Origin of the sequence: Brachybacterium sp. sponge, from assembly GCF_001613775.1 — a bacterium.
In the GTDB taxonomy this organism is placed as follows: domain Bacteria; phylum Actinomycetota; class Actinomycetes; order Actinomycetales; family Dermabacteraceae; genus Brachybacterium; species Brachybacterium conglomeratum.
This window is the reverse complement of sequence record NZ_LRMP01000001.1, coordinates 379,151-399,778: the sequence shown is the minus strand read 5'-3', so window position 1 is coordinate 399,778 and position 20,628 is coordinate 379,151. Positions and strand designations below refer to the sequence as shown.

General features: G+C 70.6%; 19 protein-coding genes. 9 read left to right on the top strand and 10 right to left on the bottom strand.

What is annotated here, in order from left to right; translation table 11 throughout:
- Nucleotides 1-66: 66 nt before the first annotated feature.
- Complete coding sequence (locus A4A78_RS01740) at nt 67-654, bottom strand: MarR family winged helix-turn-helix transcriptional regulator (protein ID WP_082835129.1); 588 nt, start codon at nt 652-654, stop codon at nt 67-69.
- A 75-nt stretch (nt 655-729) separates the two neighbouring features.
- Between A4A78_RS01740 and A4A78_RS01735 the strand changes: the two genes are divergently transcribed.
- Complete coding sequence (locus A4A78_RS01735; RefSeq protein WP_062946716.1) at nt 730-2,877, top strand: efflux RND transporter permease subunit; 2,148 nt, start codon at nt 730-732, stop codon at nt 2,875-2,877.
- 67 nt (nt 2,878-2,944) lie between these two features.
- Nucleotides 2,945-4,300 carry a magnesium transporter gene (gene mgtE / locus A4A78_RS01730; protein WP_062946715.1) on the top strand — a complete coding sequence of 452 codons (1,356 nt, stop codon included), beginning with the start codon at nt 2,945-2,947 and terminating at the stop codon, nt 4,298-4,300.
- A gap of 10 nt (nt 4,301-4,310) precedes the next feature.
- Here the strand turns inward: mgtE and A4A78_RS01725 are convergent, their stop codons facing one another.
- Nucleotides 4,311-5,102, bottom strand: coding sequence for an IclR family transcriptional regulator (locus A4A78_RS01725; RefSeq protein ID WP_197466608.1), 792 nt, complete (start codon nt 5,100-5,102; stop codon nt 4,311-4,313).
- Nucleotides 5,103-5,425: 323 nt separating this feature from the next.
- On the opposite strand from A4A78_RS01725, the gene A4A78_RS01720 reads away from it, so the two are divergent.
- From A4A78_RS01720 to A4A78_RS01700, 5 genes are all read left to right on the top strand, one after another.
- On the top strand, nt 5,426-6,466 hold the full coding sequence (locus tag A4A78_RS01720) for a TRAP transporter substrate-binding protein (RefSeq protein ID WP_062946713.1): 1,041 nt from the start codon (nt 5,426-5,428) through the stop codon (nt 6,464-6,466).
- A gap of 12 nt (nt 6,467-6,478) precedes the next feature.
- Nucleotides 6,479-6,982, top strand: coding sequence for a TRAP transporter small permease (locus A4A78_RS01715; RefSeq protein ID WP_062946712.1), 504 nt, complete (start codon nt 6,479-6,481; stop codon nt 6,980-6,982).
- A gap of 8 nt (nt 6,983-6,990) precedes the next feature.
- On the top strand, nt 6,991-8,292 hold the full coding sequence (locus A4A78_RS01710; protein ID WP_062946711.1) for a TRAP transporter large permease: 1,302 nt from the start codon (nt 6,991-6,993) through the stop codon (nt 8,290-8,292).
- Nucleotides 8,293-8,324: 32 nt separating this feature from the next.
- Nucleotides 8,325-9,161, top strand: a complete 837-nt coding sequence (gene kduI / locus A4A78_RS01705) for a 5-dehydro-4-deoxy-D-glucuronate isomerase (protein ID WP_062946710.1) — start codon at nt 8,325-8,327, stop codon at nt 9,159-9,161.
- Between the two features lie 72 nt (nt 9,162-9,233).
- Nucleotides 9,234-10,232: a C-terminal binding protein gene (locus tag A4A78_RS01700; RefSeq protein WP_062946709.1), complete on the top strand. Its 999-nt coding sequence runs from the start codon at nt 9,234-9,236 to the stop codon at nt 10,230-10,232.
- 76 nt (nt 10,233-10,308) lie between these two features.
- On the opposite strand, the gene A4A78_RS01695 is transcribed toward A4A78_RS01700, so the two are convergent.
- Together A4A78_RS01695 and A4A78_RS01690 are read right to left on the bottom strand one after the other, a co-directional pair.
- Nucleotides 10,309-11,718, bottom strand: a complete 1,410-nt coding sequence (locus tag A4A78_RS01695) for a GntP family permease (RefSeq protein ID WP_062946708.1) — start codon at nt 11,716-11,718, stop codon at nt 10,309-10,311.
- Between the two features lie 53 nt (nt 11,719-11,771).
- Nucleotides 11,772-12,560, bottom strand: a complete 789-nt coding sequence (locus tag A4A78_RS01690) for an SDR family NAD(P)-dependent oxidoreductase (protein ID WP_062946707.1) — start codon at nt 12,558-12,560, stop codon at nt 11,772-11,774.
- 108 nt (nt 12,561-12,668) lie between these two features.
- Between A4A78_RS01690 and A4A78_RS01685 the strand changes: the two genes are divergently transcribed.
- Together A4A78_RS01685 and A4A78_RS01680 are read left to right on the top strand one after the other, a co-directional pair.
- Nucleotides 12,669-13,586 carry an NAD(P)-dependent oxidoreductase gene (locus tag A4A78_RS01685; RefSeq protein WP_062946706.1) on the top strand — a complete coding sequence of 306 codons (918 nt, stop codon included), beginning with the start codon at nt 12,669-12,671 and terminating at the stop codon, nt 13,584-13,586.
- Complete coding sequence (locus tag A4A78_RS01680) at nt 13,576-14,238, top strand: GntR family transcriptional regulator (protein WP_062946705.1); 663 nt, start codon at nt 13,576-13,578, stop codon at nt 14,236-14,238. Before A4A78_RS01685 ends, A4A78_RS01680 begins: the two co-directional genes overlap by 11 nt.
- A 42-nt stretch (nt 14,239-14,280) precedes the next feature.
- Here the strand turns inward: A4A78_RS01680 and A4A78_RS01675 are convergent, their stop codons facing one another.
- From A4A78_RS01675 to A4A78_RS01650, 6 genes are all read right to left on the bottom strand, one after another.
- Nucleotides 14,281-15,246: a sugar kinase gene (locus tag A4A78_RS01675; RefSeq protein WP_062946704.1), complete on the bottom strand. Its 966-nt coding sequence runs from the start codon at nt 15,244-15,246 to the stop codon at nt 14,281-14,283.
- Nucleotides 15,243-15,896, bottom strand: coding sequence for a bifunctional 4-hydroxy-2-oxoglutarate aldolase/2-dehydro-3-deoxy-phosphogluconate aldolase (locus tag A4A78_RS01670; RefSeq protein WP_062946703.1), 654 nt, complete (start codon nt 15,894-15,896; stop codon nt 15,243-15,245). Before A4A78_RS01670 ends, A4A78_RS01675 begins: the two co-directional genes overlap by 4 nt.
- A gap of 38 nt (nt 15,897-15,934) precedes the next feature.
- The gene (locus A4A78_RS01665; protein WP_062946702.1) at nt 15,935-16,939 is read right to left on the bottom strand and encodes an L-idonate 5-dehydrogenase; all 1,005 of its coding nucleotides are present in this window, start codon (nt 16,937-16,939) and stop codon (nt 15,935-15,937) included.
- Complete coding sequence (locus A4A78_RS01660) at nt 16,939-18,462, bottom strand: mannitol dehydrogenase family protein (protein WP_231880809.1); 1,524 nt, start codon at nt 18,460-18,462, stop codon at nt 16,939-16,941. The genes A4A78_RS01665 and A4A78_RS01660 overlap by 1 nt, the downstream gene beginning before the upstream one ends.
- 181 nt (nt 18,463-18,643) lie before the next feature.
- Entirely contained in the window at nt 18,644-19,933 is a 1,290-nt protein-coding gene (locus tag A4A78_RS01655) for an MFS transporter (RefSeq protein ID WP_062946701.1), read from the bottom strand.
- A gap of 48 nt (nt 19,934-19,981) precedes the next feature.
- Nucleotides 19,982-20,530 carry a MarR family winged helix-turn-helix transcriptional regulator gene (locus tag A4A78_RS01650; protein ID WP_231880808.1) on the bottom strand — a complete coding sequence of 183 codons (549 nt, stop codon included), beginning with the start codon at nt 20,528-20,530 and terminating at the stop codon, nt 19,982-19,984.
- Nucleotides 20,531-20,628: the final 98 nt, after the last annotated feature.

Here is a 20,628-nt window from a genome sequence, read left to right as displayed (position 1 = left end):
AGACCCCGGCCGAGCGCGATCAGCGCCCCGGCCGCGAGCGCGGTCACCACGATCGCTGGGCGTCGATCAGAAGAAGCGCCCCAGGGCGTCGCGGAGGTCGTCGGCGGTGTGCTTTAGGAATCTGGTCACGACCTCGCGCTCGTCGGCGGTCAGGCTCGCCGCCGCGTGGAATCGCTGCGCCTGAGCCCTGCCCATCGACGCCATGGCCGCGGCCTTCGTCTGCTCGGAGAGTCGAATGGTGCGAGACCTGCGGTCGGTCGGGTGCGCCAGACGTTCGATGTGGCCACCGCGCTCGAGACGGTCGAGCAGCTTCGTCACCGAGGCGTTCGATATCCCCAGGTGCGCGGAGAGGGCGCTCGCCGTGGGCGCCCCGCCCTTGTTCGCGGAGACGATCAGGAACTGGACCGCCTTCATGTCGGTCGTCCCGAGCCGCATGTACTCGCGGCCGGCGAGAGACAGTGCCTCCTCGGCTCGGCGCAGATCAGCCATGGCGCCCATCAGGCGACCGATCTGGACGATGTCCTCACGACTCACGTGGTCGCGGGAGACGAGCTCGGACAGCGGATCGGTCGCGTCGAGGTCGTACAGCCATCGATGCGCCCCGTCGCCCTCGGCGTCGCCGCTCGCTTCTTCGCCGTCCTCCCGATCGCCCATCCGTAAACCGTACACCAGGGCATATGTATGCTGAGCGTATAACTTCCTCGGCTAACTAGTTTCAGGAGCCCCCCTGTGCCACGCTCTCTCGCCCGCTGGCTGCGGGTTCTCGTACCGGCCGTGCTGATCGTCGCCTGGCTTGCCGCGGCCGCCGTGGGCGGGCCCTACTTCGGCCGGGTCGAGGAGGTCTCCTCGAACGATCAGACGACCTTCCTGCCGGAATCGGCGGATGCCACGGTCGTCCAGAGCAGGCTCGATGAGTTCCAGGACAGCGACTCCCTGCCCGCGATCCTCGTCTTCACCTCGGACGAGAAGCTGTCGGAGAGCGCGCTCGGCGAGCTGCAGGAGAGCCTCGACCGGGCCGCCGGCGTCGACGGGGTGCTGGAGGGCGGCTCGCCGGCCATACCCTCCGAGGACGGGCTCGCCGTCCAGGCGATCCTGCCGCTGGACCCGGATGCCGAGACCGGCGAGGTGCTCGCGGAGGTCGAGGACGCGGCCACGGACGGCATGCAGGAGGGGGTTCGCCTCCACATCACCGGCCCTGCGGGATTCTCCGCCGAGTTGAGCGAGGCGTTCGCCGGGATCGACGGCGTGCTGCTGCTGGTCGCACTCGCGGCGGTGCTGGTCATCCTGGTGCTCGTCTACCGCTCGGTGATCCTCCCCATCGCGGTCCTGCTGACCAGCGTCCTCGCGCTCTCCGCCGCGCTGCTCACCATCTGGTGGCTCGCGAAGGCCGGAGTCCTCCTCCTCAGCGGACAGACGCAGGGGATCCTGTTCATCCTCGTCATCGGCGCGGCGACCGACTACTCCCTTCTCTACGTCGCGCGATATCGCGAGGCTCTGCGGGAGAACCGGAGCAAGCGCATCGCCACCGGCGTCGCGCTCCGCGGCACCATCGAGCCGGTGCTGGCCTCCGGCGGCACCGTGATCGCCGGCCTGCTGTGCCTGCTGCTGAGCGACCTGCGGTCGAACAGCACCCTCGGGCCGGTGGCGGCGATCGGCATCGCGTTCGCGATGCTGGCTGCTCTGACGTTCCTCCCGGCAGTCCTCTACGCGCTGGGGAGGGTCGCGTTCTGGCCGCGGCGTCCGCACTACGATCCCGAGCTGTCCGCCTCCGGCACCCAGGCCACCGCACGAGGGGTGTGGGCCGCTGTGGCACGCTTCGTGCGCCGCCACCCCCGACCGATCTGGATCATCACGACCCTGCTGCTGGTCGTCGGCGCATCCGGTCTGACGCAGCTGCGCGCCGACGGCGTCCCGCAGTCGGACCTGGTCCTCGGCGAGTCCCAGGCGCGAGATGGTCAGGTCGCGCTCGGCGAGCACTTCCCCGGAGGATCCGGCTCGCCGGTGTACGTCCTCACGCCCGAAGAGGACATGGAGGAGGTGGCGGGGGTGATCGCCGGGAGCGAGGCGATCGATGGAGTGACGATCACGGTCGACGGCTCCTCGTCCACCACCGCGACCCTGAGCGCTGACGGCGGTATCGAGTCGCTCGTCCCCGGCGAATCGCCGGCGGCGAGGGTCTCCCAGGGCGACGTGCTGATCCAGGCAACCCTGGTGGAAGCGGCGGACTCCGAGCAGGCCGCGGAGGACGTGCGCGCGCTCCGCGGGCCGCTGCACGAGATCTCCGAGCAGGTGTACGTGGGAGGGGTCACGGCCACCGCGGTCGACACGAACGACGCGGCCGTCCACGACCGCGATCTCATCATCCCGCTGGTTCTCGGAGTGATCTTCGTGATCCTCGTGCTCCTGCTGCGCTCCCTGCTCGCTCCGTTCCTCCTGATCCTCACGACCGTGCTCTCCTTCGGGACGGCGCTGGGCGTCTCGGCGATCGTCTTCAACGAGATCCTCGACTTCCCGGGCGCGGACGCGGCCGTGCCGCTGTACGGCTTCGTCTTCCTGGTGGCGCTGGGCATCGACTACAACATCTTCCTGATGACACGGGTCAGGGAGGAGGCCAAGGCGCACGGCACACGGGACGGGATCACGCGAGGTCTCGCCATCACGGGCGGCGTGATCACGTCGGCCGGGGTCGTGCTGGCCGCCACGTTCTCAGCGCTCGCCGTCATCCCGATCCTGTTCCTCGCGCAGCTCGCCTTCATCGTCGCGTTCGGAGTGCTGCTCGACACCTTCGTCGTGCGCTCTCTCCTGGTCCCTGCGCTGGCCGACGACATCGGCAAGAGGATCTGGTGGCCGTCTCGCCTCGCGCGTGCGGACGACTAGGCGCATCGCACACCGCGCTCGAGGGGGAGCGGGGCCTGCCCTGGGCCACGTCGGACACAATGGCTCCGTGACCTCCACCGCCGCTCTCGACACCGTCCTCGACCTCCTGCGCACCGATCCGCAGAGCGAGGCCGAGCTCGAGCACCTCGCCCGAGAGGCGCAGCTCCTGCCCACCGGCGAGCTCGTCTACCTCGTCGGCGCCCGCCCCGCGACCGAGGCCGCCCTGCTCTTCCGCGTGCTGGACAAGGCCCGCGCGCTCGCCGTCTTCGAGGGCCTCAGCTCCGGCCACCAGGCCGAGCTGATCTCCGCCCTGCGCACCCCGCAGGTCGCCGAGATCATCGGAGACCTCGACCCCGACGACCGCGCCTCGCTGTTCGACGAGCTGCCCGCCTCCGTCGCCGAGCGCCTCATGCACGGCCTGGACGCCGACGAGCGGGCGATGACCACCGCGGTGCTCGGCTACCCGCGCCATGCCATCGGGCGCTACATGTCCCCGGAGGTGCTCGCGCTGCGCCCCGAGCAGACCGTCGCCGAGGCGCTCGCCGAGGTGCGCGAGCGCGGCGAGGACGCGGAGACCGTGTACCTCCTGCCCGTCGTGGACTCCTCTCGCGTGCTGCTGGGGGTGGTGGGCCTGCGCCGTCTGCTGCTGACAGATCCGGAGGAGCGCGTGGGCGACCTCGCCCACGAGGCCGTCCGCGCCCTGGCGACCGACGACCGGGAGGAGGCCGCCCGGCGGTTCTTCGCCGCGAAGCTGCTGGCCATGCCGATCGTCGACGCGGAGGAGCGGCTCGTCGGAGTGCTCACCGTCGACGACGCGGTGGACATCATCGAGCGGGAGAACGCCGAGGACTCCGCCCGCACCAGCGGCTCCGAGCCCCTGACCCGCTCCTATCTCGCCACCCCGATCCTGCGCGTGGTCCGCTCCCGCATCGTGTGGCTGCTGGTGCTGGCGGTCTCCGCGATCCTCACCGTGCAGGTGCTGGAGATCTTCGAGGACCGGCTCGATCAGGTGGTCGTGCTCGCGCTGTTCATCCCGCTGCTCACCGGCACGGGAGGCAACACCGGCAACCAGGCCGCGACCACGGTCACGCGCGCGCTCGCCGTGGGGGAGGTGCGCGTGCGGGACCTGCCGCGGGTGGTGTGGAAGGAGCTGCGCGTCGGTGCCGTGCTCGGCGCGGTGCTCGGATCCCTCGGCTTCGTGGTCTCCGGGCTCGTCTACGGCCTGTCGATCGGGCTCGTGATGGGGCTGACGCTGCTGTCCATCTGCATCATGGCCGCGATCGTCGGCGGGCTGATGCCGCTGCTCGCCAAGCGGATCGGTGCGGACCCGGCCGTGTTCTCCAACCCGTTCATCTCGACCTTCTGCGATGCGACGGGGCTGATCATCTACTTCACGATCGCGACGTTGGTGCTGGGGCTGTAGGAGCGGGGCGTCAGCCGAGCGCCGCGACGGTGAATCCCGTCGGCGCGAGCGTCGCCAGCTGCTCCCGCAGTAGCGCTCCGACCTCCTCGCGCCGCGCCGCGTCCATCCGCTCGATCGGACCGGTGACGCTCACCGCGAGTGAGCGCCCGCCCGGCCGCACCAGCGCCACGCCGACGCAGGCGATCCCCGCCTCGTTCTCCTCGACCTCGGAGGCCCAGCCCCGCTGCTCCGCCTCCTCGATGACCTCCTCGAGGTGCGCCGTCGTCACCGTGCGGCCGCCGTCGGCGCACTCGCTCGCCCGGGCGTAGGACTCCAGCCCCGCACCGCGGACCCCGTCGGCCGTGAGGATCGCCCGGCCCATCGCGGTGCGGGCCGCGGGAGCCCGGCTGCCCACCCGCGACCACACCCGCAGGGCGCGCTCGGGCTCGACCTTGTCCAGGTAGAGCACGTGCGGCCCGTCCAGGCGGCCCAGGTGCACCAGCTCCTGCACCTCCTGCGAGATCGCGGCCAGGGCCGGCGCCATGAGGACGGGCAGATTCTCCTCCCGCTCGAAGCGGCTGGCGAGCATCGGGAGCGCGGCCCCCAGGCGGTAGGTCTGGTCCGAGGCGGCCTGCTCGGCGAAGCCCCGATGCATCAGCGCGCGCAGCAGCCGGTGTGCCGAGGCCTTGTTCAGGCCGCTCTCGGCGGAGATGTCGCGCAGTGTCATCCCCTCGGGCCCCGCCTCGGCGAGGACCTCGAGCAGGGACAGCGCCTTGTCGACGCTGCCGACGGGGGAGGGGCCGGGGGAGGGCGTCGTCGTCATGGGGTCCATTCTCTCCGGGGCTGTCCACTGCCGCCCCGACGTCGAGAACCGGTTCCTCGAGAGTCGTTGCCGTCGGCGGCTCGCACAGTCTATGCTTGTAACGCATGATGAAACTAGCGTTTTGAAACACGAAACGCACGCGGTGGAAACTGCTCTGACAACTGCGTCAGGCCGGTGCGAAGCCGTTGCACCCCTGAAGACCGCATCAACTAGCTGTCGGTTCCGGACGTCGTCTCCTGATCGAGGACGCATCTCCTCGATGCTCGGCGAAGCGGATCGCTGACGGGGCCCGTCACGGATGACGTGCCCGCGAAGGAGACACGATGAAGTGCAAGCTGTGGCTGAGCGGCGTGCTCGCTGCTGCGCTCACGACGCTCACCGGATGTGCGCAGTTCACCCCCATCGACGAGAGCGCGATCCTCGAAGGCGGATCGGGCATCGAGGCCGAGACGGTGTATCGCGTGGCCTTCAACCAGCCCGAGAGCCACCCGCAGTACGTGGCTCTCAGCCATCTCGGCGAGCGGATGCGCGACGCGACCGGAGGCGCCTGTGCGCTCGAGGTCTTCCCGAACGAGTCGCTCGGACCGCAGGCCGACACGATCGAGCTCGTCCAGGCGGGGAGCGTCGACTTCTCGATGGTCGCCGGCTCCCTCATGGAGAACTTCAATCCCGACTTCGTCGTCTTCAACCTGCCCTATGTCTTCGACTCCAAGGAGCATCAGCGCCAGGTCCTCGACGACCCGGAGATCACCGGGGAGCTCTTCAGCTCCCTCGAGGACAAGAACATCACCGTCGTCGCGGGATTCCACGGCGGCATCCGGAACGTCTACAACTCCGTGAAGCCCGTGGAGACCCCTGAGGACCTCGCCGGGATGAAGATCCGGGTCATCGAGTCGGACACCAATATCGAGATGCTGCGGCTCATGGGCGGGTCTGGCGCGCCGATGGGGCAGGGCGAGGTCTACACGGCGATCCAGTCCGGGATCCTCGAAGGCGGCGAGAACAACGAGTCCATCTACGCGAACCTCTCGCACGACGAGATCGCGCCGTACTACTCGTACACGCAGCATCTGATGTTCCCCGACTACCTCATCTCCAGCCCGGGGACGCTCGATCGGATGGAGCCGCAGTGCCGCGACTTCCTCGAGCAGGACATCCTCGCCACGACCGAGGAGGAGGGCGAGCTCTGGGTCGAGGAGATCGAGCGATCGCATCAGCTTGCCGAGGAGTCGGGGGCCCAGTTCAACGAGGTGGACCTCGACGTCTTCCGCGAAGCGGTCCAGCCGCTCGTCGACGAGAGCCTCGACAACGACGTGACCCGTCGGCTGTACGACGACGTGCGCGCAGTCGCGGAAGAGGACTGAGAGGACGCCGTCATGAACATGCTCAAGGAGAAGCTCGACAGAGCACTGGAATGGGTCTGCTTCGGCCTGTTCGTCGTGCTGGTCGCCACCGTCGCCTGGCAGGTCTTCACCCGTCAGATCCTCAACAGTCCCAGCGGCTGGTCCGAGGAGCTCGCGAAGTACGTCTTCGTCTGGCTCGGCCTCTTCGGAGCCGCACTGGTCTTCGGGGAGCGAGGGCACATCGCGGTCGACTTCCTCGTCCGGAGGCTCCCGGCCGCGCCGCAGAAGGTCGTCGGGATGCTGAGCCATGTCCTCGTCCTCGCGTTCACGGCGCTCGTGCTCGTCTACGGCGGCAGCTCCATCGCCTCGCTCGCGTGGGGGCAGACCATCCCGGCCCTGCCCGTCTCGGCCGGGCAGATGTATCTCGCGATCCCGGTGTCCGGGGTCCTGACCCTCTTCTACTGCGTCCACCACCTCGTCCAGATCGGGGCGGGGCGCATGGAGCCCCTCGAGGCCGAGCAGGCAGAAGCCCTCTAGGAGACATCGTGGACATCACCACCCTCATTGGCCTGATCCTCCTCGTCGGGATCTTCCTGCTCCTCGCCATCGGCGTGCCCATCGCCGTCGCGGTCGGCATCGCCTCAGCGCTCGCCGCGATCGTCGCCATCGGCCTCGACAACGCCATGCTCACCTCTGCCCAGCAGATGTTCCGGGGAGTCGACTCCTTCGCGCTGCTCGCCATACCGTTCTTCGTGCTCGCGGGCGTCATCATGAACAACGGCGGCATCGCGCTGCGGCTCATCAACGCGGCGAAGGTGCTCGTCGGCTGGGCACCCGGCTCGCTCATGCAGACCAATGTCGCGGCCAACGCCCTGTTCGGCTCGGTCTCCGGCTCCGCGGTCGCCTCGGTGGCGGCGGTCGGATCGACGATGGCGCCGCTGCAGGCGAAAGAGGGGTACGACCGCAACGTCGCGGCGGCGACGAACATCGCCTCGGCCCCGTCGGGGATGATCATCCCCCCGAGCAATCTGATGATCGTGTACTCGCTGGTCTCCGCCACGTCGATCGCCGGCCTCTTCGTCGGCGGCTACATCCCCGGCATCCTCTGGGCGCTCGTGTGCATGTTCATCGTGTACCTCTATGCCAGGAAGCGCCCGGAGCTGCGGGTCCAGGAGAAGGCGTCCTGGGGGCAGCGGGGCAAGGTACTGCTCGACGCGCTGCCCGCGCTCCTGCTGATCGTCATCGTCATCGGCGGCATCCTGGCCGGAGTCTTCACCCCCACCGAGGCGTCCTGCATCGCTGTCCTCTACGCGTTGGTCCTGTCCTTCGTCTACAAGGCGATCAAGATCTCGGACCTCAAGCCGATCTTCCTCGATGCCGCCCGGACCACCTCGGTCGTGCTCTACCTGATCGCCGTCTCGAGCGTCATGAGCTGGGTCATGTCCTACGCCCGGATCCCCGCGCTGGTCGCCGACGGCCTCTTCGCCATCAGCGAGAACCCCTACGTGATCCTCGGGCTCATCATCGCCGGGCTCCTCGTCGTGGGCGCCTTCATGGACGCGACCCCGGCGGTGCTGATCTTCGCCCCGATCCTCCTCCCGGTGGTGACCGCCTTCGGCATGGACCCGCTCCACTTCGGAGTGTTCATGGTGATGGCGTTGTCGATCGGCACGATCACGCCGCCGGTGGGGCCGGTCCTCTTCGTAGGAGTCCGCGTGGCCAATCGCAGGATCGAGGACGTGATCCGCCATCTGGTGCCGTTCTTCATCGCCCTTGTCGTCCTGCTCATCCTGGTCGCCTACACGCCGTCCCTCTCCACCTGGCTGCCCGGGCTGCTGGGCCTCTGACACCCATCCCCACTCATCACAGGAGCAGATACATGGATCTCATCGAACAGCGCTACGCGACGCATCCCGGAGACATCCCTCGGATGGACACGGCGGAGCTGCGCGAGAGATATCTGGTGGAGGACCTCTTCGTCCCCGGTGAGGTGCGCGCGGTCTACACCCATCACGACCGTGTGGTGCTCGTGGGCATCTCGCCCACGGACGAGCCGCTGGCGCTGGAGGGCTTTCCGGAGATCCGCTCGGAGGAGTTCTTCGAGCATCGCGAGGCGGGGATCGTGAACGTCGGAGGAGCGGGCACGGTGGACGTCGACGGGACGACGTACGATCTCGCCCACGGGGCCTGCCTGTACATCGGCCGCGGCGCCTCCACGGTGACCTTCTCCTCCGGGGAGGCGGCCGACGCGCGCTTCTACGTCTTCTCCGCGCCGGCCCATGCATCGCATCCGACCACGCTCGTCGGACCGGGGGAGGGGAACGTTCGCGAGCTGGGAGACCCGCTGACCTCGAACCGCCGCACGCTGAACCAGTACATCCATGAGGGCGGCGTGCAGTCCTGCCAGGTCGTCATGGGGGTGACCACCCTGCATCCCGGATCCATGTGGAACACCATGCCCGCGCACACTCATGACCGCCGCACCGAGTGCTACCTCTACTTCGACCTCCCCGAGGAGGCACGCGTCATCCACCTCCTCGGCCGTCCCGACGAGACGAGGCACATGACCGTCGCCGATCAGCAGGCCGTCATCTCCCCGAGCTGGTCCGTGCACTCCGGAGTGGGGACATCCGCCTATTCGTTCGTCTGGGCGATGGCCGGGGAGAACAAGTCCTTCGACGACATGGACAGCTTCCCGGTGTCGGAGATGCGCTGACCGTCCTCGCAGATCGGGAGGTCCCCGATGCCTGCACATGCCCCGCACGATCCACGAGAGAGGAACCTCCACATGACGAACCGCACGGTGGTCATCACCGAGTGCGACCACGATGCCTTCGAGCCCGAGACCGCGGTGGCCGCCGAACGCGACCTCGAGCTCCGCATCGAGCAGTCGACCCCTGAGACCCTGGTCGGCAACATCCAGGACGCGGACGGGATCCTCGTGCAGTACGCGCAGATCACCGCAGAGGTGATGGACGGTGCCCCGAGTCTTCGCGCCATCGGTCGGTACGGGGTGGGCGTCGACACCGTCGACATCGACGCCGCGACCTCCCGGGGCATCGCCGTCACGAACGTGCCCGACTACGGGACCGAAGCCGTGTCCGACCATGCGATCGGACTCGCGGTCTCGCTGGCCAGGGGCATCCCGCTCCTGGACCGCAGCCTTCGCGCCGGCACCTACGACGTCAACCTGGCCAAGCCGCTGTTCGGCTTCCGGGATCGTGTGTTCGGCGTGCTCGGGCTGGGACGGATCGGGACCGCGACGGCGCGCAAGGCCGCCGGGCTCGGCTACAAGGTCATCGGATACGACAGCGGCACGACCCCAGGGGCTCGGAAGGACGGCATCGAGACGGTGACCTTCGAGGATCTGCTCGAGCAGTCCCAGGTCCTCTCCGTCCACGTCCCGCTGACGGACGAGACCCGAGGCCTGATCGGCACGAAGGAGCTCGGTGCGATGCGGGAGGACGCCGTGATCATCAATACGGCGCGCGGCGGCATCATCGACACCGACGCTCTCGTCGACGCACTGCGGGACGGCGCCCTCCTCGGTGCCGGCATCGACTGCCACGACCAGGAGCCGCTGCCGGCGACGCACCCCATCACCGCGTTCGACAACGTCGTGCTCACGCCCCATGCCGCCTGGTACACGGAGCAGTCCTACACCGAGCTCAAGCGACGCACCCTGGAGGGCGTCGCCGACGTGCTCGCCGGACGCAGCCCCAGGAACCTCGTGAATCCCGAGGTCCTCGAGCATCCGCGCTTCGCGACGGTGGCCGCGCAGAGCTGAGCCCGCCGTCGAGGTGAACGCGCGAAGAGGCGCCCCCGCGGATGTCGCGGAGGCGCCTCTTCCCGTGCGGAGCAGGTCAGACGAGGGAGACGACCCCGTAGATGACCAGGACCAGCACGAACCCGGTGACGGACTCGATGGTCTGCTGCACCGTCCAGGTGCGGAGGGTCGTCTTCACGTCCATCCGAAGGAGCCTAGAGACCAGCCAGAACCCTGAATCGTTGACGTGTCCCGCCAGCACGGAGCCGGCGGCCAGGGCGAGCACGATGCACGCCACCTGCAGCTGACTCAGATCGCTCGCGAGCACTCCGGGCGCGACCAGCGCCGCAGCAGTGGTCAGGGCGACCGTGGCCGACCCCTGAGCGATGCGGATCGCCCCGGCGATGATGTAGGCCGCCAGGATCAGCGGGATGCCGACCGACGCGAGCGAGTCGGCGATCGCGTCACCGATCCCGGTGGCTCGCAGCACGCCGCCGAACATGCCTCCCGCGCCGGTGATGAGGATGACCGAGCAGACCGGACCGAGCGCGTTGTCCAGCGTCCGTTCGATCGCCGTGCCGCTCTCGCCTCGGCGGAACCCGAGCAGGAGCGTCGTGGCGATGACCGCGATCAGCAGGGCCACCGGGGTCTGGCCGAGCATCCGGAGAGCCTCGACCCAGCCGGCCTCGGCGTCCACCACGCCGGCGGAGCCCAGGGCGTCCAGACCGGTGTTGAGGAGGATCAGGAAGAGCGGGAGCAGCAGGAGGAACACCACGGTCCCCGGTCCCGGGGGATTCTCGATCTCCTCCTCCTCGCCGGTCATCTCGCCGAACACCGCATCCGGGACGTCGACGAAGAAGCGCTGCGCGACGACCTTGCCCCAGAGATGGCCGGAGACCCACCAGATCGGGAAGATGACCAGAAGGCCGAGCAGCAGCACGTACCCGAGGTTCGCCTCGACGAACTCCGTCGCGGCGACGGGGCCCGGGTGCGGCGGCAGGAACACGTGCATGGTGGACAGCGCTGCCGCGACCGGAAGTCCGACGGCGATCAAGTTCATCCCGAGCCGCCGCGCGACGGCGTAGACGATCGGGATCATCAGCACGAAACCCGCATCCATGAAGATGGGGAAGCCGATGAACAGGGAGGCGACGCCGAGGGCGAAGGGGGCGCGGTGCTCGCCGAAGACGTCGATCATCTTTTCGGCGAGGGCTCGTGCGCCCCCCGAGGTCTCCACGAGCGCACCGAGCATCGCGCCGATGGCCACCAGGAGGGCGACGTTCCCGAGCGTGCTCCCGAAGCCGGAGACGAGCGTGTCTACGACGTTGCCGACGGGGATGCCGGCTGCGAGTGCGGTCAGGAGGCTGACGATGATGAGCGCGAGGAAGGCATGCACCTTGAAGCGCATCACCATCAGCAGAAGCAGGAGGACGGCGACGACTGCGACGCCGATGAGGCCGCCGGTGCCGAGCCAGCTCTCCCAGCCGGTCTCTTCTATCCACTCCATCGTGGTTCCTTTCTGTCGGGCAGGGCAGCAGGGCCCGCCCAGGGGGAGGTCGGTCAGGCGATGTGGGAGCCGCCGTTGACGTCGTAGGTCACGCCGGTGAGATAGCCGCCCTCGCGACCGAGGAGGAAGTTGATGACTCCTGCGACGTCGTCGACGGTGCCGACGCGTCCCACGGGGAGCTCCTTCAGGAGGAACTCCTTGCGCTCGTCGGTCAGGCGGCCGCCCATGATGTCGGTGTCGATCGAGCCGGGGGAGACGGTGTTGGCCGTGATCCCGTAGGGGCCGAGCTCCCGCGCGAGGGTCTTGGCGATTCCCATGAGCGCGGCCTTGGAGCCGGAGTACGCCGCCCGGCCGTACACCCCGCCGCCTCGCTGTGCCGAGGCGCTCGCGATGTTCACGATGCGACCGAGGGAGTGCTCCACCATGATCGGAGCGACGGCGCGGGTCACGTAGAAGGTGCCGTTGACATTGATGTCGATGACCCGCTTCCACTCCTCCGAGGTGACCTCGAGGAACGGGACGGGCGATGAGACTCCCGCGTTGTTCACGAGGCCGACGATCTGCGGGAGCTCGGCCTCGATGCGGGCGACGGCCTCCCCCACCGCCTCCTCGTCGCTGATGTCGACGCCGAGGCCGAGGGTGGGGACGCCGTGCTGCTCGGCGACCTCCGTCGCGATGCCCTCGCTGGCCGTCTGGTCGAGATCGATCACCGCGACGGCCCAGCCGTCCTTCGCGAGTCGATGTGCGGTCGCGCGGCCGATGCCGCGCGGGGACGCGGCCCCGGTGACGATCGCCGTGGGGGTGGTCGGGAAGTCGGATGCCGGGTAGGGCGTCAGCGCCATCGGGCTGCCTCCTTGCAGTGGGACGTCTGGTCGGTCCAGATAGTACACAATATATAATCAGGGCAGAAGCCTCCCCGGGGCGATCGATGAAGACGAGGTGTGAACGTCATGGCCAGCACGACAGCGGTCCTCGGACTCGGCCCGATGGGGGCACCGATCGCTCGGAACCTGCTGCGCGCAGGGATCCCGCTCCAGGTGTGGAACCGGACCCGCGGGACCGCTCTGCCGTTCGCGGACGAGGGCGCCGAGGTCCGCGACGAACTGGCCCGGATCGACGCGGCCGTGATCCTGTCGGTCCTTCCCGATGTGCCCCATCTGCGCGGGAACCTCACGGAGGAGGTCCTGGAGGCATGGAGTCGTGTCCGTCCGCTCCTGGTGATCATGTCGACGACGTCGCCCGCGCAGGTGGAGGAGCTCGCCTCCGACCTCGCGCCATGGGGGATCCGCGTGGCCGACGCACCGATGTCCGGCGGGGATCGCGGGGCGCGGAACGCGACCCTGAGCCTGATGGTCGGCGCCGAGGAGCGGGATTTCGTCGAGCTCGAACCCGTCCTGCGACCTCTCGGCCGCACGATCGTCCGTTTCGGGGGTCCCGGCACCGGGTCCCTGGCGAAGCTCGCGAACCAGGTCGTCGTGGCCGGGACTCTGAGCGCGATCGGCGAGGCCATCGCCCTGGCCGAACGGGCGGAGATGGATCCGAAGCTGCTCGTGCAGGTGCTCGAGGGAGGACTCGCCTCCAGCGCAGTACTCTCCCTGAAGAAGGAGAAGCTGCTCGACGGCGACTACAGCCTGGGCGGGAGCGCCGCCAACCAGCTCAAGGATCTCGTCTACGCGTCCGACGCCGCCGAGCGGCTCGCAGCACATGCTCCGCTGACACGAATGCTGCGGGAGATCTTCGACGAGATCGTGCGCTCCGGAGAAGGGGAGCAGGACCACAGCGTCGTGCTCGAGCACTTCCGCCGAGGCGCCGGCCGGCGCAGCGGGGCATCAGCTGCTGCCGGGGACGAGGAGAATCATGGCCGATGAGACAGTCGCACGGGTTCCGCTGACCGATGCGGTCCACGATCGACTCCTGGAGATGATCATGGACGGGTCCCTCGCCCCCGGGGCACCGCTTCGCGTCCAGGCCCTGGCGGCACGGCTCGGCGTGAGCCAGACCCCGGTCAGGGAATCCCTCGGGCGACTGGCCGGATCCCAGCTGGTGGTCCGGGCGCCGATGCGCGGGTACACCGTCGCGCCCCTCCTCTCCGACAAGGAGGTCGTCGAGCTCATGCATGCGCGGCTGCTCCTCGAATCGGAGATCGCCGCCCAGGCCGCCGGCGCGGAGGGGCTCGACGACGCCCTTCGGGAGAACCTGGAGCGGTCGCGCCGAGTGGAGGTCGGACCGGCCTACGAGCACTATCGCGAGTACCTGGAGCTGAGCGCCGAGTTCCACACCCTCATCGGGCAGGCGTGCGAGAACAGGTTCCTCCGCTCCGCGCTGGATTCGCTGCCCGTCCATGTGCAGCGCTTCCGTCTCTTCGGCTCCGAGGGTGTCGATGACGTCGAGGTATCCCTCGCCGAGCATGACGCGGTGCGGCGCGCGCTCGCCACCGGCGACCCGGAGAGTGCCCGGCGCGCGGTGGAGGAGCACATCCGAGGAGTCGAGGCGAGGTCGAGGCGCTCCCTCGAGCGCTGACCGGCGCACAGGATCCGGCGTGGAGTCCTCGCGCCGCCCCGCTCACCGCGAGACCGGATCCGCCTCCCCGCCGTGCAGGAACGCCTCCAGCGCCGCGCCGTCGGGCGCCCCCTCCCAGTCCCCGGGAGCGGTGCAGGCCAGCGCCCCGCAGGCGTTCGCGCGCTCGAGCCGGCCCGCCACGTCCCGCCCGTCCAGCCGCGCGCTGAGGTAGCCGGCGACGAAGGCGTCCCCGGCCCCGACCGTGTCGACCACGTCCACGCGATGCCCGGCCGCCTCGTCCAGCCGCCGGTCCACGAGGGCGGCCGCGCCGTCGGGCCCGAGCTTCGCGACCACCTCGCGGCCGGGCCGGGCGAGCGCGGTCAGGAGCGCGTGGGCATCGCTGCCGTCGACCTGCGGGGCCAGCAGCGCGAGCTCCTCCGTGCCGCCGAAGAGGACGTCCACGTGCTCGAGCACGTCCCCCAGCAGCTCGGCGAGATGCTCGGCGGAGCCCAGGCGGGAGCGGTGGTTCACGTCGAGGCTCACCGTGGTGCCCGCCCCGACCGCGCGCTCCACGGCGACGCGCACGGCCTCCCGCGCGGAGGGGGACAGCAGCGGCGTGATGCCGCTGACGTGCAGGATCTCCGCCTCCTCGATCAGGCCGCCCGGAAGGTCCGCGGGGGAGAGGGCGGAGGCGGCGGAGCCGGCGCGGTAGTAGTCCACACGGGTGGTCGTGCCCGTCGGGCGGGACTTCAGCATCAGCCCCGTCGGCCGTTCGGGATCCACCGCGCAGCGCACCTCGACGCCCTCGCCCCGGATCTCCCGCACCACCCGCGTGCCCAGCGGGTCGGCCCCGACCCGGCTGATCCAGGCGGCCTGCACCCCCAGGCGCTGCAGCCCGATGGCGAGGTTCGACTCGGCGCCGCCCAGGGAGATGTCGACCGACGGGAGATGCGCGAGCGAGCCGATCGTGCCGCTGCGCAGCAGCGCCATGGTCTCGCCGACGGTCACCACGCGGGCGCGTGCGCTCATGCCCCGGCCTCGCGCGTGGTCACGGCGACGAACTGCGCCGCCCGCTCCGCGAGCGCCTCGAGGCTCCCGCCGGAGAGCGCATCGCCCAGCAGCGGCCCGCCGACGGAGACCGCGTCGGCCCCGGCGCGCAGCCAGGCCCGCGCGGCCTCAAGGTCCACGCCGCCCGAGGGCACCACGCGGATCCCCGGGAAGGGGCCCCGCAGGTCCTTCACGTAGCCGGGCCCCACGACCGAGGCGGGGAACACCTTCACCGCCGCCGCCCCCGCGGCCCAGCCCCCGTGCAGCTCGGACGGGGTCAGCCCGCCGGGCACGATCGCGATGCCGGCCTCGGCGGCCGCCTCGAGCAGGTCCGCCCGCGTGATCGGGGTGACGATGTAGTGCGCGCCCTGCCGCACGGCCGTGGCGAGGTCCCACGGGTCCGTGACGGTGCCGATCCCGATGTCCATCCGGTCCCCGAATCGCTCGAGCAGCTCCGGCAGCGCCTCGAGCGTGCCGGGCGTGGACAGCGTCAGCTCGACCGAGCGGATGCCGGCGCCCGCGAGGGTCTCGAGCACCGGGGCGTACTGGTCCGCCTCACGGCCCCGGATCACGACGATCAGACGGGCGGCGGCGGTGCGCTCGGGGAGCGGGGGGCGGGCGGTGTCGGTCATGCGGGTCTCCTGGGAGGTCGGGCGGGTGGCGGACGGGCTCAGAGGGCCAGCAGCACCTTGGCGGAGCGGGAGGCGTCCCGCGCGGTGGCGAAGGCCTCCGCCGCCTTCTCGAGCGGGATCGTCTGGGTGACCACGGCGTCGAAGCGCGCATCGCCCGCGAGCAGTGCGATCGCCTCGTCGATCTCGGTGTCGAAGCGCTGGGTGCCGCGCAGCTGGACCTCCTTGGACACCAGCGCGGCGAGGTTCACCGGGATGTCCTTGTCGGGAAGGATCGCGACCTGCACGATGATCCCCGCGGGCCGCACGGCCTGGACTGCGGAGGACAGCGAGACCGGCGCGGCCGAGCACTCGAGGACCACGTCGTAGGAGTTCGCCTCGGGCGTCTCCTCGGTGACCAGGATCGTGCGCTGCGCGCCGAGCGCGGCTGCGCGCTCGAGCGGCTCCGGGCGCACGTCGGTGACGTGCACGGAGGCGGCGCCGCGGTGCAGCAGCGAGGCGACGGCGAGCAGGCCGATCGGTCCCGCGCCCAGCACGAGGCAGTCCTTGCCCGTCACGTCGCCGGCGATCGTGACCGCGTGCAGGGACACGGCCAGCGGCTCGGCCAGGGCGCCCCGCTCCAGCGGCAGCGACTCCGGCAGCACGCGCAGGTTCGCACGCTCGATCACGAGGTACTCGGCGGCGGCGCCCTGGCGGTGCGGGGTCACCGAGGCGCTGCCCAGGTAGTCGCCGCCCGGCCACAGGTGGGGGCGGTCCTCGATGCCGGGGGCGCTGGTGCCGTAGCGGGCCGGGTGCACGGTGACGGGGGTGCCCGGGGCGAGCTCGCCGCTGGGGTCCAGGTCCACCACGGCCGAGAGCTCGTGGCCCGGGATCAGCGGCTCCGTGATGACATAGGCGCCGTTCGCCCCGTTGTAGTAGTAGTGCAGGTCGGAGCCGCAGATGCCGACGTAGGCGACCTTCAGCCGCACCTGCCCCTCCTCGGGCTCGACGATCGGGACGTCCTCGAGGCGGGCGTCCTCGGCGGCGTGGATGAACAGGGCCTTCATCAGCGGTTCTCCTTCAGGGATGCGTCCAGGGCCTCGGCGGCCGCGGCGCGCGGACCCGAGGTGACGAGGGTGGTCAGCAGCGCGCCGACCAGGTCGGTGAACTCCTCGCGGGCGGCGAGCTCCTCGGTGAGGCAGCCGCTCTCGAGCAGGATCCTCGCATGCTCCGCCGGGGAGCTCGCCCGGGCGGCGACCTCCTGCAGACGAGCCTGGGCGGGGTCGGTCATCGCGCGCGCCTGCTCGCCCGGGTCGAACCCGCGCGGCGGGACGACGCAGGCGAACCAGGCGGCGACCGTGAGGGCCAGCAGCGCGGGCGTGCGGCCGGCCTCGAGATGGTGCAGGGCCGGGACGGGGATCCGCTGCGGCAGCCGCATCGACCCGTCGGAGCCGACCTGGCGGGTGCGGTGGCCGAGGTCGTGGTTGTGCCAGCGGTGCGCGAGGTCCTCGAGATAGGCGTCGGGGTCGAAGCCCGCGGGCCGGTCGATCGTGGGGAGCATCTCGTCGCGGATCAGGCGCATCGTCGCCTCCGCGATCCAGTCCTGGTCGAAGGCCTCGGGGATGATGACCCGGCCGTCGAGCGCCCCGAGATACGCGATCAGGGAGTGGGGGCCGTTGAGCAGGCGGAGCTTCACCTGCTCGTAGCGCTCGACCTCGGAGGCGTCGGGGGTGAGGATCGCGCCGCCGCGCTCCCAGGCGGGGCGTCCCGCGGCGAAGTCGTCCTCGACCACCCACATCGAGAAGCGCTCGGCCCGCACCGGGGCCTCGTCCCGCACGCCCAGCAGCGCGGCGACCTCGTCGCTCGTCGCCGCTGTGGTGGCCGGGACGATCCGGTCCACCATCGCGTCGGGGAAGGAGACGTGCTCCCGCACAAAGCGCAGCACGTCGCTCCCGGCGTTCGAGAGCTCGAGGAACTCCTCGACCATCCGGCGTGCGGTGCGACCGGCGGCGGAGACGTTGTCGCAGGGCAGCACCGTGAACGGCTCCCCGCCCTCTGCGCGGGCGGCGAGGCCCCGGGCGAGCAGGCCGATCACGGTGCGCGGCGTGCCGGCGCCCTCGAGGTCGGCGCGCAGGGCGGGATCGTCCACGTCGAGACGCCCGGTGCGCGGGGAGACGTAGTAGCCGCCCTCGGAGACGGTGAGGGTCAGCAGGCGGCGGTGCGGGTCCGCGATCTCGCGCACCACCCGGTCCGGCTCCTCGGTCATCACGCCGAACCCGCGATGCACGTCCACCAGGTCCGCGCGGGTGCCCGCGTCGGACATCTCGAGGACGGAGTAGATCCCGTCCTGACGGGCCATCGGCTCGATCACCGAGCGTGAGCGGTTCGCGAAGCCGATGATGCCCCAGTCGCCCTCCTCCGCGGCGAGGGCGCGGGCGGTGTGCACGGCGGCGTGCGCGCGGTGGAAGGCGCCGAGGCCCAGGTGGATGATGCCGGCACGCGCCGGGTCCAGCGGGGCGGAGGCGCCCAGCTGCGGCAGGCCGCCGAGGCGGGAGCGGTCGAGCCGGGGTGCGGGGGCGACGTCGGACACGGGACCTCCTGGTCGATGCGAGATCGCGGGGACGCCGCGATGCGATGCCCCGACGGCGAGGGGTCGTGCTCGAGCATCGCACCCCCGGTTAGCGTTTTGCATAGCAGAACGCATGTTTCGGAACACGCAACAGCTTAGCAAGTCAGGCGTCCGACGGGAATCTCCGCGAGCGGGCCGGCTCTCACACCTCGTCGCCGGCGGTGATCGCCTCGGCCTCCTCGGCGGCGCTCAGGTGGTGCTCCTGGCCGACCGCGGCGAGGTGCCGCCGGCCGATCGTCAGCATGGCCATGCTGAGCGCGAGGGCGAGCGCCGCGAGCAGGTAGGGGGCCCCGGCGGTGGTCGCCGCCGCGAGGGGTCCGGCCACGGCCGGGGCGATCGCGCCGCCCAGGAAGCGCACGCCCGAGTAGGCCGAGCTCGCCACGCCGCGCGGCAGATCGGTGGCCTCCATGACCGTCTCGGTCAGCGCCGTGTTCATGATGCCCAGCAGCAGCCCGCCGATCACGATCAGCACGATCATCGCGGTCATCGAGGTGTGGACCAGGGCGAGCACCACCATCAGCACGGTGAGCAGGCCGAGCGTCGTCAGCAGCGTCGGGATCAGGCCCAGGCGGCGGGTCAGCACGGGCGCGGCGAACACCGAGGTGATCGCGAGCGCGAGGCCCCAGCCGAAGAACACCCCGCCGATGCCCATCGCGCCGAACTCCATGCCGTGCGCGGCCGCGGCGGCCTCGAGCGGGAAGGGGGAGTAGGCCAGCAGCGTGAAGAAGCCGAAGTTGTAGAAGATCGCGGTCAGCGCCAGGGTGCGCAGCGCCGGGTTCCCCAGCGCCCGCAGCGCCGCGAGCGGGGAGACGTGCGCGGGCTTCGCCTCGCGCTGCAGCAGCACTGCGATCGCGAGCGCGCCGATGCCCATCAGCACTGCGGTGCCGGCGAAGGGGGCCCGCCAGGAGACGGAGCCGAGCAGACCGCCGAGCAGCGGCCCGAGGGCCATGCCGATCCCGAGCGCGGTCTCGTAGAGGATGATCGCGCTGCCGCTCGGGCCCGCGGTCGCGCCGACGATCGCCGCGAGCGCGGTCGAGATGAACAGGGCGTTGCCGAGTCCCCAGCCCGCGCGCAGGCCGATGATCTCGTTGACCGAGCCCGCCCCAGCGGCGAGCGCCGCGAAGAGCACTACGAGCACGAGGCCGATCATCAGCGTGCGCTTCACGCCGACGGCGGAGGCGAACCAGCTGGTGAAGAACATGGCGATCGCGGTGATGAAGAGATAGCTGGTGAACAGCAGCATCGCCTGCGAGGGGGAGGCGTCCAGCTGCTCGCTGATCGCGGGGAGGATCGGGTCCACCAGGCCGATGCCCATGAAGGACACGGTCGCGGCGAAGGCGATCGCCCACACCGCGCGCGGCTGGTGGAAGGCGTCGCGCAGCGTGGGCGCCGACGGGGCCGCCTGCGCGGCGGCCTGGGTGGTCGTGGTCATGCGGTACTTCTTTCCGGGGAGGGGAAGGGGTGGGCGGGGTGCGGCGGCTCAGCCGTCGTGCGCCTCGAGGATCCGGGCCAGGAGCTCGGAGGCGCGGGCGAGGGTCGCCAGGTCCTCCTCGGGCAGGGGCTCGAGGAGGGCGCCGACGCCGGTGGCGAGCTGCCCGCGCCAGGCGGTCAGCTGCGTGGAGCCGGCCTCGGTGGTGCTGACCAGGGACGAGCGGGAGTCGGTCGGATCCGCCTCGCGGCGCACCAGGCCCTCCTCCTCCAGGCGCTTGATGACGGTGGTCGCGGTGGGGCGGGAGACCCGCTCGCGCTCGGCGATCTCGCTGAGCCGCAGCGGTCCGAGCCGCTCGATCGTCGCCACCACCCGCCAGGACACCGAGCCGACGCCCACCTCGGAGCGGCGCGCGGCGAGCCGGGCGAACTGGCTGCACACGAGCGCGAGGTGCTGGGGCAGCTCGGCGAGGGCGGGATCGGTGGGCGTGGGATTCACGGCCGACGGGGTCGCGGCGTCCCGCTCGGCATCACCCTCCGGCCCCGACGTGGTGCCGGCAGGGGTCTGCGGGAACGGGGAGGGAGGCGGTGTTCTGGTCACGACGACCGATAGTAGTTCGCAATGCTAACTAGTGCAAGGGGGCCTGCTCCTCCGAACCGTGCCCCCGACCCCGCCCCCCTCTGCCCCGATTCCCGACC

What these genes read in the sequence shown, in the direction of transcription:
- A4A78_RS01715 (WP_062946712.1), top strand. Translation starts at nt 6,479, where the DNA reads ATGAACATGCTCAAGGAGAAGCTCGACAGAGCACTGGAATGGGTCTGC.
- A4A78_RS01655 (WP_062946701.1), bottom strand. Translation starts at nt 19,933, where the DNA reads ATGACCACGACCACCCAGGCCGCCGCGCAGGCGGCCCCGTCGGCGCCC.
- A4A78_RS01740 (WP_082835129.1), bottom strand. Translation starts at nt 654, where the DNA reads ATGGGCGATCGGGAGGACGGCGAAGAAGCGAGCGGCGACGCCGAGGGC.
- A4A78_RS01725 (WP_197466608.1), bottom strand. Translation starts at nt 5,102, where the DNA reads ATGACGACGACGCCCTCCCCCGGCCCCTCCCCCGTCGGCAGCGTCGAC.
- A4A78_RS01675 (WP_062946704.1), bottom strand. Translation starts at nt 15,246, where the DNA reads ATGAGCGCACGCGCCCGCGTGGTGACCGTCGGCGAGACCATGGCGCTG.
- A4A78_RS01700 (WP_062946709.1), top strand. Translation starts at nt 9,234, where the DNA reads ATGACGAACCGCACGGTGGTCATCACCGAGTGCGACCACGATGCCTTC.
- A4A78_RS01695 (WP_062946708.1), bottom strand. Translation starts at nt 11,718, where the DNA reads ATGGAGTGGATAGAAGAGACCGGCTGGGAGAGCTGGCTCGGCACCGGC.
- A4A78_RS01665 (WP_062946702.1), bottom strand. Translation starts at nt 16,939, where the DNA reads ATGAAGGCCCTGTTCATCCACGCCGCCGAGGACGCCCGCCTCGAGGAC.
- kduI (WP_062946710.1), top strand. Translation starts at nt 8,325, where the DNA reads ATGGATCTCATCGAACAGCGCTACGCGACGCATCCCGGAGACATCCCT.
- A4A78_RS01720 (WP_062946713.1), top strand. Translation starts at nt 5,426, where the DNA reads ATGAAGTGCAAGCTGTGGCTGAGCGGCGTGCTCGCTGCTGCGCTCACG.
- A4A78_RS01670 (WP_062946703.1), bottom strand. Translation starts at nt 15,896, where the DNA reads ATGACCGACACCGCCCGCCCCCCGCTCCCCGAGCGCACCGCCGCCGCC.
- A4A78_RS01690 (WP_062946707.1), bottom strand. Translation starts at nt 12,560, where the DNA reads ATGGCGCTGACGCCCTACCCGGCATCCGACTTCCCGACCACCCCCACG.
- A4A78_RS01680 (WP_062946705.1), top strand. Translation starts at nt 13,576, where the DNA reads ATGGCCGATGAGACAGTCGCACGGGTTCCGCTGACCGATGCGGTCCAC.
- A4A78_RS01685 (WP_062946706.1), top strand. Translation starts at nt 12,669, where the DNA reads ATGGCCAGCACGACAGCGGTCCTCGGACTCGGCCCGATGGGGGCACCG.